The following is a 13,136-nucleotide window of genomic DNA, read 5'->3' on the forward strand; positions in this document are numbered from 1 at the left end:
AGGTGCAGCGACGTGAGTTCCCATTGGCAAGAGGTTACAAATTAGTAGACATTTAACGCCATGAATCAGGAGAAATGCCCATGAGCAAAAAGATTGCAGTGATCCTTTCCGGCTGTGGCGTGTACGACGGCGCAGAGATCCATGAAAGCGTGATCACCCTGCTGCGCCTGGACCAGCGCGGCGCTCAAGTGGAATGCTTTGCACCCGACGTAGCGCAGTTGCACGTGATCAACCACCTCACGGGCGAAGAAATGCCCGAATCGCGCAACGTGCTGGTGGAATCCGCGCGCATCGCCCGAGGCGCCGTGAAGGATATTGGCCAAGCCAACGCCGCAGACTTTGACGCGCTGATCGTGCCGGGCGGTTTTGGCGCGGCCAAGAACCTGTCGAACTTTGCCGTGGAAGGCGCCGGCTGCAGCATCAACCCCCAGGTGCTGGCACTGGCTGAAGCCTTTGCCGAAGCGGGCAAGCCGGTGGGGTTGATCTGCATTTCGCCGGCCCTGGCCGCCAAGATCTACGGCCCTGGCGTGACCTGCACCATCGGCAACGATGCCGACACCGCCGCAGCCCTGGACAAGATGGGCGCCACCCACGTCGAATGCACCGTGGAGGACATCGTCGAGGACCAGGCGCGCAAGCTGGTGAGTACACCGGCCTACATGCTGGGCAAGAACATCAGCGAGGTGGCCTCAGGCATCAACAAGCTGGTGGATCGGGTATTGGAATTAACCCACGAAAACGACTGACTGATGGGGAATGCACCTGTGGCGAGGGAGCTTGCTCCCGCTGGGTGGCGAAGCAGCCCCATCTAAGCTGACGCAGTGATTCAGATAAAACACTGACGACGGCTTTGGGGCTGCTGCACAGCCCAGCGGGAGCAAGCTCCCTCGCCACAGGTCAGGCTGGTTTCATCAAGCGGGTAAGAATTCGGTCCAGCGCATTGGCAAACGCCTGCTTGTCCTTTTCGCTGTGGGGCGGCGGGCCGCCGCCCATCTGGCCTTGCTCGCGCAGGTCGGTGAACAGGTTGCGCACCGCCAACCGCTCGCTCATGTTCGCAGGGCTGAACTCCTTGCCACGCGGGTCGAGGGCCGTGATGCCCTTCTTCACCAGTCGATCGGCCAAGGGCACGTCGCTGCAAATCACCAGTTCGCCGGGCACGGCGTGCTCCACCAGGTAATCATCGGCGGCATCCGGCCCGCTGGGCACCACGATCAGCTTCACACAGGCAAAGCTAGGCTTGATCTGGCTTTGCCCTGCGACCAGCACCACCTCAAACTGGCGCTTGAGGGCAAACTTCACCACTTGGTCCTTGGCCGCCCGAGGGCAGGCGTCGGCGTCGATCCACACGCGCATGCTACGCCGCCGCCCGGTGCTTTTCGGTCAGGCGGCTACGGCCATACAACACCACAATCGCCAGGATCGCCACGGCCTGTGCCCCCAACGAGTACGCATCGGCGTGGATGCCCAGCCAGTCGAAGTCAAAGAACGCCACTGGCCGCGTGCCGAAAATGCCCGCTTCCTGCAAGGCTTTCACACCGTGCCCGGCGAACACCACCGACAGCGCACACAGCAACGCGGCGTTGATGCCAAAGAACAGCGCCAGGGGCAACTTCGCCGAACCGCGCAGGATCACCCAGGCCAGGCCCACCAGCAGCACCAGCGCCGTGGCACCACCGGCCAGCACCGCGTTGTGCCCGGCAGGGCCGGCCTGCAGCCACAGGGTTTCGTAGAACAGGATCACTTCGAACAGTTCGCGATATACCGAGAAGAACGCCAGCACGGCAAACCCGAAACGCCCACCGCCGCCCACCAGGCTGCTCTTGATGTAGTCCTGCCAGGCCGCCGCGTGACGCCGGTCGTGCATCCACACGCCGAGCCATAGCACCATCACACTGGCAAACAACGCCGTGCAGCCCTCAAGCAACTCACGCTGGGCGCCGCTGACGTCAATGACATAGGCCGCCAAGGCCCAGGTACCCAAACCTGCCAACAGCGCCAGGCCCCAGCCGACGTTGACGCTGCGCACCGCCGATTGCTGGCCGGTGTTACGCAGGAAGGCGAGGATCGCGGCCAGCACCAGAATCGCTTCCAGGCCTTCACGCAGCAGGATCAGCAAGCCGGAGATATAGCTCAACGACCAGCTCAGGCCATCGCCGCCCAGCAAACCAGCCGATTCAGTGAGTTTGCCTTTGGCTGCATCCAAGCGCTGCTGCACCTGCTCGATAGGCAAGCCGTCCTGCAACGATTGCCGATAGGCCATCAGGGCCTTCTCGGTGTCTTTGCGCACATTGGCATCGACGTTATCCAGGGAGCTTTCCACCAGCTCGAAGCCTTCCAGGTAGGCTGCGACGGATAGATCGTAAGCCTGCTCATGGTCGCCGTTGCGGAAAGCCGCGAGGCTCTTGTCCAGGGTGGCGGCAGTGTAGTCGAGCAACTGCGCGGGGCCACGCTGAACCTGCGGCGGCTGCGCACGCTGGGCGCGGAATGTCGTGGCAGCGTCAGGGCCGTCAGCGGCGAGTACTTCAGTGGGGGTCTGGCGGGCCAGGTCGGCGAGGTTGAATGTCTGCTCGCCTTTGGCAGCGGCCGGGTCGGCCGTGAAGCCGGCGATATAGGTTGCCAGGTCCCAGCGCTGGCGGTCGTCCAATTGGTCAGCGAACGACGGCATGTCGGTGCCTTCGACGCCCAGGCCGAGGGTGTTATAGATCGCGTAGAGGCTCAGGCGGTCCAGGCGCGTTGCATCGCGCAGGTTAGCCGGCGGTGGGGTCATGCCCACGCCTGCCGGGCCATCGCCGGCGCCCGTTGTGCCGTGGCACACCGAACAATGCTGGGCGTAGAGCGGCGCGCCGCGCGTCGGGTCCGGCGTGATGGCCGGGGCCTGGCTGACTTCATACGCCACGGCCAGCTTGGCGCCCAATTGACGAGCCTGGCGGGCAACGCTCGCGCCGTCCTGGTGGGCAGTGACCGCGGCCAGCAGCTCATCAACGCCCTTTACCAGCTCGGCGCGCTCAGGCTTGTCTGGCAACTCCGCCACCAGCCCCTGCAATACCCCGAGAAACTCGACTTGTTCGCGGTATTCAGAGTCATCCACCACCTTGCCCGCCTCTACCGTCGGTGGGTAGTCGGCGCCAATGTAGTCAAGCAAATGCAGGGCTTGCGGCGCGCCCTCGGCGGTCGCGGCCGACAGATTGAGGCTGCACGACAGCAATGCCGGCAACAGCAGCCAGGCGAGAAAGCGGAAAGGGGCGGTCATGAATGAATCTCAAGTGGAAATACGAAGTAACACTATTGTTGAGCTTTAATGGATTCGACTCAAGGTGTTATTTCTTATCACCCTAAAACCAATGTGGGAGCGGGCTTGCTCGCGAATGCGGTGCTTCAGTCACTATTTTCTTTGACTGATATACCGTATTCGCGAGCAAGCCCGCTCCCACATTTTTGAGCCAGTCGCTTGGTCAGGCCGTGGCGCGATGCAGGCTGGCAAGGAAACCGGCAGCGCCGACAAACAAGCCAGCAAAGGTGCGGTTCACACGTTTCTGTTGTTTAGGCGTACGCAACAGGCGCAAGACTTTCGAGGCCAACCCTGTGTAGCCCGCCATCACGATCATATCGACGCTGATCATGGTCGCACCAAGGATCAGGTACTGGATCAACAACGGCGCCTGCGGGTTCACGAACTGCGGCAGCACCGCCAGCATGAACACCAACGCCTTGGGGTTGCTGGCGTTGACCAGAAAGCCGCGGAACATCATCGCCATCGGTTTGCCGATCGGGCGTACGGCGGCGTCATCGGTCATGTCCATGGGCAAAGCGCGCCATTGCTTGATGGCAAGGTACACGAGGTAGGCCACGCCGAACCATTTGATCGCATAGAACGCAGTAGACGAGGCCGCCAGAATGGCCCCCAAACCACCGGCGACCACAGCAATCTGCATCGCCAGGCCAAGTTGCAGGCCGATGGCGTTCCAGTAGCCACGCACAAAACCGTACTGTAGGCCGCTGGACATCGAGGCGATGGCACCGGCGCCAGGAGAAAGGGAGATGATCCAACTGGCCAGGAAAAAGGCCAGCCATGTATCGAGAGCCATTGCACACCTCGCAAGGGAGTTAGCGGTTGTGCCTTAAGCTAACTCCAGCGACCAAAGGCTGGCTACAGATTTCTGCAGGAGAGAGCTTGCTCGCGAAAAATGCACAGGCGATGCGGGCTGACTGCAAGCGCTGCGTTATCGTTGACGGTCTTCGCGAGCAAGCTTGCTCCTACAGGATGTTGGTGCCAGAGCCGGGCCAACGGCGTACCGAGCGCTGGAAGAACAGACTATTGGGCACCTGCACCATCGCGCTGTTGGTCCCGGCTTCCTCGACTTCGATCAGCGTGGTGTAGAGCAAGTTGATCGCCACGACCCGGCCCTTCACGCCCGGCTTGTCGACGGTGTCCACCAGCTCGACGATATCACCCAGGCGAAACGGCCCGACGGTAAAGATCAGGATCGCGCACAGCAAGTTGGACAGCACCGACCACATGGCGAAGAACGCCACGGCCGCCACCGCGACAAAGCCGGACAGGGCCGTCCACAACACCGTGGCCGACACACCCAGGCGGCCCAATACAAAGATCAGTGCACTGCCCATGATCAGCCAGCGCAAGCCGCCGCGCAGGGGCATCAGCAATTGCGGCGGGAGCGGGTAGCGCTCACCCAGGCGTGTCAGGCCTTTGGCGACAAAGCGCTGGGCCAGGTAGCCGGCCAGCAGGATCAGCAGGATTTGCACGCCAATCCAGATGGGCTCGATCCATTGCACCGGGACTGGCAATTGCAACGCTTCCATCAGGACAGCGCCTCCAGCTCCGCTTGCAGGGTTTCGAGCAATTCGAGGGCCTCCATCCAGGTTTCCTCCAGTTGCCCCTCTCGCACCTTGAGCTTGGCCTGTTCGGCCAGCAGGTCACGCAGCTCGTCCTTGCGCGCCGCCTCATACACGGCGCTGTCGCCCAGGCTGGCTTCGATCTTGGCCAGGCGCTCATGCACCTTGCCCAGTTCGGCTTCCAGCTTGTCGGCCTCACGTTTGTGCGGCGCCAACTGCTGGCGCAGCGCGGCGGCGGCCTGGCGCTGGGCTTTCTTGTCAGTCTTGTCCGGGTTGACCGGCGTGTTGCTGGCCGGCGCATTGCGCAGGCGGTATTCCGTCAGCCAGCGCGCGTAGTCGTCCAGGTCGCCGTCGAACTCTTCGACCTTGCCGTCGGCGACCAGCAGGAAATTGTCGGTAGTGCTCTTGAGCAGGTGACGGTCGTGAGACACCACCAATACCGCACCGCTGAACTCCTGCAGGGCCATGGTCAGCGCCAGGCGCATTTCCAGGTCCAGGTGGTTGGTCGGTTCGTCGAGCAGCAACAGGTTCGGGCGATCCCACGCGATCAGGGCCAGGGCCAGTCGGGCTTTTTCGCCACCGGAGAAATTCAGCACAGGTTCGTCAATGCGCGCGCCACGGAAGTCGAAACCGCCAAGGAAGTCGCGCAGGGTCTGCTCGCGCTCGGTCGGCGCCAGGCGTTGCAGGTGCAACAGCGGGCTGGCCTTGGCGTCCAGCGAGTCCAATTGGTGCTGGGCGAAGTAACCCACCACCGTGTTCTCGCCACGGGTCAGGCGGCCGGCCAGCGGCTCAAGCTCACCCGAAAGGTTCTTGATCAATGTCGACTTGCCTGCGCCGTTTGGGCCGAGCAAACCGATGCGTGCGCCCGGCGTGAGCTGCAGCTTGACCTTCTCAAGGATGGTTTTGTCGCCATAGCCAAGGCGAGCGTCCGAGAGGTCCAACAGCGGGCTGGAGATCTTCACCGACTCACGGAAGACAAAGTCGAACGGCGAATCGACGTGGGCCGCCGACAGCTCTTCCATGCGTTCCAGGGCCTTGATCCGGCTCTGCGCCTGGCGGGCCTTGGTAGCCTGGGCCTTGAACCGTGCGATGTAGCTTTCCATGTGCGCACGTTGCGCCTGTTGCTTTTCAAAGGCCTGTTGCTGCTGGGCCAGGCGTTCGGCACGCGCGCGTTCGAACGCGGTATAGCCGCCACGGTAAAGGGTGATTTTCTTCTGTTCGACATGGGCGATGTTATCGACCACGGCGTCGAGGAAATCCCGGTCGTGGGAAATCAGCAGCAAGGTGCCCTGGTAACTCTTGAGGAAGTCTTCCAGCCACAGGATCGCATCGAGGTCCAAGTGGTTGGTCGGCTCGTCGAGCAGCAACAGGTCCGAGGGGCACATCAGCGCTTGGGCCAGGTTCAGGCGCATACGCCAGCCACCGGAGAAGTCCGCGACCGGACGGTCCATCTGTTCGTTGGTAAACCCAAGGCCGGCGAGCATCTTGCGAGCACGGGCGTCGGCGGTATAGCCGTCGGCGCTGTCCAGCTCCGAGTGCAGGCGCGCCTGTGCGGCACCGTCCTGGGCTTTTTCGGCCTCAGCCAGGTCGTGCTGCACCTGGCGCAGGCGCAGGTCGCCATCGAGCACGTAGTCGATGGCGATACGGTCCAGGGTGTCGATCTCCTGGCGCATATGGGCAATGCGCCAGTCGGCCGGCAGCAGGCAGTCCCCCGAATCCGGGGTCAGCTCACCCAGCAACAAGGCGAACAACGTGGATTTGCCGGCGCCATTGGCTCCGATCAGGCCGGCTTTGTGACCGGCGTGCAGGGTCAGCTCGGCGTCTTCGAGAAGACGTTGCGGGCCACGCTGTAATGTTAGGCTTTGAAGTCGGATCATAATGGCGGCGGAGTCTACCAGCTTCGTTGGCCGCTGGCTTGGGTGTGAATATGTGCGCTGACCTGTGGAGCTTTGCCCTTTCGACCTATGCCCGCCCGGGCGTGGAGGCCGCTTGCCTGCGCTTGCAGGAGCAAGGGGCAGACGTGTGCCTGTTGTTGTGTGGTGCGTGGCTGGAATGGCGAGGTGTGGCATATAAGCCCGAACGGGTTCAGGCACTGCAGCAGATTGCCCAGCCGTGGCGGGTGCAGGTTGTCGAACCCTTGCGACAAATGCGCGGGCAATGGCGAGCCTTGGCCCAGCAGGATGCGCAATTGGCATTGCTACGAGAGCAGGTCAAGACGCTGGAACTGGAGGCCGAAAGAACGCTGCTGGCGCGCTTGGAAGCGCTGGCGCAGGCGTGGCCGATCAATGAGGTGCCGGGTCAGCAAGAATGGCTTGAAGGCCTGGCGACCGAAGCCGCCAACCTTGACCACGACGCGCTGCTGCAATTGCGCGCCATGGCCACCAACACTTAGGAAGCGCTGGTTGGGGTGGTGCTTGGCGCTACCGGTGCAGGGGTGCTGCTGGCCGATGCAGTTGGAGCGGTGGCTGCTGCCGGAGTAGCAGTGGGTGCTGCTGGAGTAGCTGGCTTTGCGGGCGCTGGCTTGGCAGCGGGCTTCGCGGCCGGTTTAGCGGCAGCAGGTTTAGCAGTTGGCTTAGCGGCTGGTTTGGCAGCAGCGGGTTTAGCGGCCGGTTTGGCAACTGCCGTTTTAGCGACTGGCTTGGCAGCTGGTTTGGCAGCAGCAGGTTTAGCAGCTGGCTTCGCGGCTGGCTTGGCAGCAGCAGTTTTAGCGGCTGGCTTAGCGGCTGGTTTGGCAGCAGTAGTTTTAGCAGCTGGCTTAGCGGCTGGTTTGGCAGCAGCAGTTTTAGCAGCTGGCTTAGCGGCTGGTTTGGCAGCAGCAGTTTTAGCGGCTGGCTTCGCGGCTGGTTTGGCAGCAGCAGTTTTAGCAGCTGGCTTGGCGGCTGGTTTGGCAGCAGCAGTTTTAGCGGCTGGCTTCGCGGCTGGTTTGGCAGCAGCAGTTTTAGCAGTTGGCTTAGCGGCTGGTTTGGCAGCAGCAGTTTTAGCAGCTGGCTTAGCGGCTGGTTTGGCAGCAGCAGTTTTAGCAGCCGGCTTGGCGGCTGGTTTGGAAGCAGCGGTTTTAGCGGCTGGCTTGGCGGCTGGTTTGGAAGCAGCGGTTTTAGCGGCTGGCTTGGCAGCAGTTTTAGCGGCTGGCTTCGCGGCTACTTTTGCAGGCGTACGAGCACCCAGTGCCTTAGCTACGGCTTCCTTCACACGGCCAACGCCTTGGGCCAATTTCAGGCTTTCTTGAGCGTCTTTTTTGAGTTGGGAAATGTAGCTGCGGGTTTCGGCTTGGCGATCCTTGAGAGCATCCAGCAGCTCTTCAAGTTCTTTGACCGCGCCTTTGGCTTTGGCTTGCGCCTTGGACTTGCCGGCAGTGGCGGCGTCTTGCAGTTTGGTGCGGGACTTGTGCAGTTTTTCTTGCGCTTTACCGCGTTGCTTTTCCAGTTTGGCGAGCAGTTTTTCTGCATCAGCCAAGGCTTGGGAGCACGCGCTTTCCAGATGTTCGAGCAGGCTGCCCGAAAGTTGTTGGAGCAAGTGCAACGGGGTATTTACAGGCTTCTGTTTGGCCGACATGGTTTACCTCCTGGCTGACGTGGGTGCGGCTCATACTAGCCCTCTGCTCTTACCGCCGCTAGGGCATGTTGACAGTATCGTTTGCGTTGCGTTGCAACGTGCGAAAATTCTTATCGATATAACGGAAAACCACGTCACTTTTTACGCAGCCGCACTGGCATAATCCGTCGCACTTTCGCCGGGAGAATGCCCATGTCGCGTTACCTTTTTCTAGTGTTCGGCTTGGCGATCTGCGTGGCCGATGCAAGCGAGCAACCCTCTTCAAACACCACCGCCGCAACCCCACACGATCTTGCCTATAGCCTGGGCGCAAGCCTTGGCGAACGGTTGCGCCAGGAAGTCCCCGACCTGCAGATACAGGCTCTGCTCGACGGACTCAAGCAAGCCTACCAGGGCAAACCACTGGCGCTGGATAACGCGCGCATCGAACAGATCCTCGCACAGCACGAAGCGCAGAACGCCGCCGACGCCCAACGACCTCAAAGCGAAAAAGCACTCGCTGCCGAGCAGCAATTTCTCTCAAAGGAAAAAGCCACCGTCGGGGTTCGTCAGTTGGCCGATGGGATCCTGCTCACCGAGCTGGTAGCGGGCACTGGCAACAAGCCGTTGGCCAGCGATGAAGTGCAGGTTAAATACGTGGGCCGACTGCCTGATGGAACTGTCTTCGACAAAAGTACGCAACCGCAATGGTTTCGCCTCAACAGCGTGATCAGCGGTTGGAGCAGTGCATTGCAACAGATGCCGGTGGGTGCGAAATGGCGTCTGGTGATTCCTTCAGCCCAGGCCTATGGCGCAGACGGCGCAGGTGAGTTGATCCCCCCCTATACGCCGCTGGTGTTCGAGATCGAACTACTCGGCACTCGCCACTGACCCATAAAAAAACGGTGCGACATGCGCACCGTTTTCTTACCTCGCCACCAGCTTCAAGCCTGGGTGGCGGGTTCTTCCTTATGAGCGTTGTGCAGCACTTCGATCAAGCAATCTTCCAGCTCGAAACGCTCATGCAACAGCGCCCCCAACTCTTTGAATTTTTCCGCGACACATTTCCCGGCATCACACAGGTCGGTGAACGCCAGCAGCTTTTCAGTGATCACATCAATGCGCGGATAAAGCGTCTCAGCCAACTCCAGGCCACGCTGATCATCGAAGGCTTCGGCCTCCTTGGTCAGTTGCTCGTAGACGCCGAAATGGCCGGCAGACACGTAGTCCACCAACACCTCACAGAACTCCTGCAACGGCTTGCGATTCTCAGCCAACGCTTCGGGCTTGGCGCCGAGAGCATCAAAGGCCCGAACCAGTTCGTGACGTGCCTTCAACCAGCTGTCGATCAGCTTGTGCACCCCACCCCAGCGTTCCTGAGCATTCTGACAACTTTCCAACATGATGATCTCTCTTCCCTATTGGGGCGCCGCAGCTCTGTACCTGCGCAACACTTCAAGGATGAAGCAGCAGACGGACAAGGCCGTGTCTGACAAGCGGTTTGGATAACGCGTGCGGGCCAGATTATGCCCGCATGACTATGGCTTCAAGGTACGCAGGAGAGAATGTTCATACAAGTGTTTAATCCGCTCCTACAACCTGAGTCTCGTTTTCAAGGCGTTGCGAGGCGCAAATGCCTGTCGAACAACAACCGTGACACCTGCATGAACCCCAGGATCAGCATCGCCACGAAGAACAACAGACTCCACTCAGGCAGGCTCAGGTCAAACAGCGTCCAGTTGATTTCGACACAATCGACCGTGCCATTGAACACCGAGCGCATTGCCTGCCAGACAGACAGGTTTTCAAGCATATGCTGCACGCTGGGCCAGCAATCCCCGACCTGACTTGCCGGCCTGTTCTGCAACAGCACTTGCCTGCCTGCGGTGATGGCGCCCAGCAACGCACAGGCCATGCTCGCCAGCCCGTAGAGGCAATGGCCGGAACGCCCAGGTCTATGAAGCGCGGCAATCAGGTTGATCAAGGCAAAAGACGCGAGGAACAGGCGCTGTACCTGGCATAGAAAACAAGGTCGTAGCAGCGCGCCGTATTGAAGGTAGAAAGACGCGCCCAACGTCAGCGCACCCGCCATGAACGCCAGGAAAAACAAAGAGCGTAAAGGGGCCAAAGACATTGTTTATCCGCACTGCAAGAGATAGGTCGCTACGGTAGAGGAAAGGCCCGACCCCTTTCAATACGCCCTAGAGCAGACATTTCCTCGAAAACATAAGGACATCCCGCCACGGGCCCGAGGAAATTCAGTTACAACAAGTAGGAATTAGTAACAAGGCCAGTTAAACCGAGTGTTTTCAAGCGTTGAAGGAGCGGGTGTCGGATCGGTCCGAGCCAACCCACTCACCCTTTCCTACTTCAAGCTCGCGCAGGCACCGGCAGCGGCGAAGACAGCAGGCGATTGTCGAGCAATCCCAAGCCTTCCTGAAACAGCTGGTTGCTGCGCTCGGTGTCGCCCAATTGGGCCAGCAGGCGAGCCAATTCGGCGCAGGCTTCGGGATTGCGCTGCACTTGCAGGCTGCTTTCCAGATAATCCCGCGCCTTGCCCCACAGACTGTTTTGCAGGCACAGACGGCCCAGCGTCAGCAACAGGCTGGCATCGCCTGGGTGGTCCTTGAGCCAGCCTTCGGCAAACTTCAATTGGCGCGCAGGATCACTGCCGCGCAACAGGCCGTACAACCGGATCAAGTGGCTGTCATAACCGCGCTTGAGAGCACCACGCAGCACTTCTTCGGCCTTGGCATCCGCGCCCAATCGACGCAGTTGGTCGGCATACGCCAACACCAGTTGTGGCTGTTGGCGCTGGGCAGTGGTCAGTTGCTCCCATGCGCGTTCCAAGGACTGCAACCCTGCTTCGCCTTGCTCTTCACGCTGGGCCGCCAGGCTCAGGTTCTCGCCCCAGGCGCGACGCTCCAGCTCGGCCAGTTCATTGGCGGGCAAGACTTTGTCCTTGCGCAGCTCAGGCAGCAGGCGAATCACAGACGACCAATCGCCACGCTGTTGATGCAGGCGTTGCAGTTGTCGCAGCACTTGCGCGTTATGCGGGTGACGCTCATGCATCGCCTGAAGAGTGACCAGCGCGCCTTCCGTATCACCTCGATCCATCTGCAATTGCGCGTGGCTCAAGGCAATGGCCAGTTCGGCCTGGGGCTGGCGCTCCAGAGCGCGCTCCAGCAAGCCGTCGGATTCCTCATAACGGCCCTGTTCATTAGCCGCACGGGCGGCACCGATGTAATACAGCAGCGGCTGACGCTCTGCTTCGGCGGCGCGGTGCAAGTGGCGCTCCGCACTGGCCCAACGTCCCTCGGCGAGGTCCATCTGGCCTTGCTCGATAGCGATCTGAACACGGCGGCTGCGATTGCGCCGTGACCAGGGGTTGACCACGCCACCGGATGTGGTGACCAGGCTCCACAACACGCGGACCAGATAAATCGCCAGGCCGATGGCAAACACCGCCACCAATGTCGCCCACAGGCTTGATTCGTAATGCAGCAGGTGAGGATAGGTAATCAACACGTAGCCGGTGTGCTTCGAAATGCCTACACCCAGGGCCAGGGCGAGCGCAATTGCGAGCACCAGGATCACATAGAAACGCTTCATCAGCTCTACTCCTGGGTCGCCGGTTTGCCAGCCGCGGCCTTGGCTTCGTCGGCCGACAGATGACGACGCTCAAGGTACGCCTGCACAGCGGCCAGGCTCGCGGCCAGGTCAGGCGTGACCACGGACACGGCCTTGGGCTCAAGCTCGGCAATGCGCGCCAGCATCGCCTTGCTCTGCGGGTTGTCCTGGTTGAAGTTGTCCTGCAACACGCTGCGCGCTTCCCCCAACGAGCGGCTGTAGACGGCCGCCTCGCCGTTAAGCGCAGCCCATTGGGCTTGCTCCAGTGCCAGGCTCAAGGCCAGGCGCACTTGGTTCAGGCCTTGGCCTGCCAGCAAGGGACGGATGTTGTCATCCGGGTTGAAGTCAATGCGGAAATAACGGGAGATCTGCTCCCACCACTGGCTCAACTGGTTCTGCGTATCGCTGGTGGGGCGCCCCTGGGAAGCAGGCTCCGTGAGCTGATACTCCGGGGCAATCGCCGCCAGTTGCACCACCTGGTCACGCAAGGCAGCCAATTGCAGGTACAGGCCGGTACGGTCCGGTTGCTCGGTGCTGCGCAGCGCGGCCAGGCTCTTGGCCAATTGCTCCCGTGCAGCGAAAGCCCCTGGGTCGCTCTGTTCGCGAAGAATCTCGTCGGCACCCTGGACCAGCGACTGGGCGCTGTTAATGTCTTGCAAGGCGGACAAACGCAAGCTGGCCAGACGGATCAGATGCTCGGCCTCGGCCAGGCGCCAGTCCTTGCGGCTGGCACCCAACACGGTTTCCAGACGCTGGTTGAGGCGCTGCTGATCTCCCTGCAACTGCGTGACCAGGCGGCGACGCTCTTCCAGCTCATCCGCACCCGGCAACTGCGCCAGGCGGGCGGCCAGCTGTTGCTGGCCTTGCTTGAGGCTCTGGGACTGGTCATCCAGGGTCTGCACCTGGCCCAGTTGGTGCTGGCTGCTGGCTTGCAGGGCACGGACCTGCCAGATCCCCCAGCCGCCGGCGGCTACGCCCGCAGCGCCCAACAGCAAGGCGACGACGGCCAGGCCATTGCCACGGCGTGGCGCGCTGACCGGTGTCTCGACCGGCGCATCAAGCGCGGGCTGAGCTTCATCTTTAGGCAAGGCTGTTTCGCTCACGTATCCGTCCTTTGCGTA

The 13,136-nt window shown here is 61.3% G+C and carries 13 protein-coding genes; 3 read left to right on the forward strand and 10 right to left on the reverse strand.

What is annotated here, in order from left to right; translation table 11 throughout:
- The first annotated feature begins 80 nt into the window (after nt 1–80).
- On the forward strand, nt 81–746 hold the full coding sequence (gene elbB / locus ACP7CZ_RS13905) for an isoprenoid biosynthesis glyoxalase ElbB (protein WP_294195179.1): 666 nt from the start codon (nt 81–83) through the stop codon (nt 744–746).
- Nucleotides 747–897: 151 nt separating this feature from the next.
- On the opposite strand, the gene ACP7CZ_RS13910 is transcribed toward elbB, so the two are convergent.
- The 5 genes from ACP7CZ_RS13910 to abc-f all read right to left on the reverse strand — a co-directional run bounded on the left by ACP7CZ_RS13910 (nt 898) and on the right by abc-f (nt 6,731).
- Nucleotides 898–1,353 carry a YaiI/YqxD family protein gene (locus tag ACP7CZ_RS13910; protein WP_034129032.1) on the reverse strand — a complete coding sequence of 152 codons (456 nt, stop codon included), beginning with the start codon at nt 1,351–1,353 and terminating at the stop codon, nt 898–900.
- A 1-nt stretch (nt 1,354) separates the two neighbouring features.
- On the reverse strand, nt 1,355–3,250 hold the full coding sequence (locus ACP7CZ_RS13915) for an FTR1 family protein (RefSeq protein ID WP_054896007.1): 1,896 nt from the start codon (nt 3,248–3,250) through the stop codon (nt 1,355–1,357).
- A 202-nt stretch (nt 3,251–3,452) separates the two neighbouring features.
- Nucleotides 3,453–4,085 carry a LysE family transporter gene (locus ACP7CZ_RS13920; protein ID WP_005792425.1) on the reverse strand — a complete coding sequence of 211 codons (633 nt, stop codon included), beginning with the start codon at nt 4,083–4,085 and terminating at the stop codon, nt 3,453–3,455.
- Between the two features lie 169 nt (nt 4,086–4,254).
- Complete coding sequence (locus ACP7CZ_RS13925) at nt 4,255–4,821, reverse strand: mechanosensitive ion channel family protein (protein WP_034129034.1); 567 nt, start codon at nt 4,819–4,821, stop codon at nt 4,255–4,257.
- Nucleotides 4,821–6,731, reverse strand: coding sequence for a ribosomal protection-like ABC-F family protein (gene abc-f, locus ACP7CZ_RS13930; protein WP_014720438.1), 1,911 nt, complete (start codon nt 6,729–6,731; stop codon nt 4,821–4,823). The genes ACP7CZ_RS13925 and abc-f overlap by 1 nt, the downstream gene beginning before the upstream one ends.
- Before the next feature lie 50 nt (nt 6,732–6,781).
- Between abc-f and ACP7CZ_RS13935 the strand changes: the two genes are divergently transcribed.
- Nucleotides 6,782–7,246 (forward strand): TIGR02444 family protein, encoded by a 465-nt coding sequence (locus tag ACP7CZ_RS13935; protein WP_034129036.1) that lies wholly within the window; start codon nt 6,782–6,784, stop codon nt 7,244–7,246.
- On the opposite strand, the gene ACP7CZ_RS13940 is transcribed toward ACP7CZ_RS13935, so the two are convergent.
- A complete protein-coding gene (locus tag ACP7CZ_RS13940) occupies nt 7,243–8,406 on the reverse strand; it encodes an AlgP family protein (protein WP_089041514.1) in 1,164 nt (387 codons plus the stop codon). The genes ACP7CZ_RS13935 and ACP7CZ_RS13940 overlap by 4 nt on opposite strands.
- Before the next feature lie 192 nt (nt 8,407–8,598).
- Between ACP7CZ_RS13940 and ACP7CZ_RS13945 the strand changes: the two genes are divergently transcribed.
- Complete coding sequence (locus ACP7CZ_RS13945; RefSeq protein WP_034129038.1) at nt 8,599–9,276, forward strand: FKBP-type peptidyl-prolyl cis-trans isomerase; 678 nt, start codon at nt 8,599–8,601, stop codon at nt 9,274–9,276.
- A 53-nt stretch (nt 9,277–9,329) separates the two neighbouring features.
- On the opposite strand, the gene ACP7CZ_RS13950 is transcribed toward ACP7CZ_RS13945, so the two are convergent.
- From ACP7CZ_RS13950 to ACP7CZ_RS13965, 4 genes are all read right to left on the reverse strand, one after another.
- On the reverse strand, nt 9,330–9,788 hold the full coding sequence (locus ACP7CZ_RS13950) for an Rsd/AlgQ family anti-sigma factor (protein ID WP_057975310.1): 459 nt from the start codon (nt 9,786–9,788) through the stop codon (nt 9,330–9,332).
- A gap of 209 nt (nt 9,789–9,997) precedes the next feature.
- Complete coding sequence (locus ACP7CZ_RS13955) at nt 9,998–10,519, reverse strand: disulfide bond formation protein B (RefSeq protein WP_034129040.1); 522 nt, start codon at nt 10,517–10,519, stop codon at nt 9,998–10,000.
- 236 nt (nt 10,520–10,755) lie between these two features.
- Nucleotides 10,756–11,997, reverse strand: a complete 1,242-nt coding sequence (locus tag ACP7CZ_RS13960; RefSeq protein WP_034129041.1) for a heme biosynthesis protein HemY — start codon at nt 11,995–11,997, stop codon at nt 10,756–10,758.
- A 5-nt stretch (nt 11,998–12,002) separates the two neighbouring features.
- On the reverse strand, nt 12,003–13,118 hold the full coding sequence (locus tag ACP7CZ_RS13965) for a uroporphyrinogen-III C-methyltransferase (RefSeq protein ID WP_034129042.1): 1,116 nt from the start codon (nt 13,116–13,118) through the stop codon (nt 12,003–12,005).
- Nucleotides 13,119–13,136: the final 18 nt, after the last annotated feature.

Origin of the sequence: Pseudomonas sp. DWP2-2, assembly GCF_049897065.1 — a bacterium.
Taxonomy (GTDB): Bacteria; Pseudomonadota; Gammaproteobacteria; order Pseudomonadales; family Pseudomonadaceae; genus Aquipseudomonas; species Aquipseudomonas paracarnis.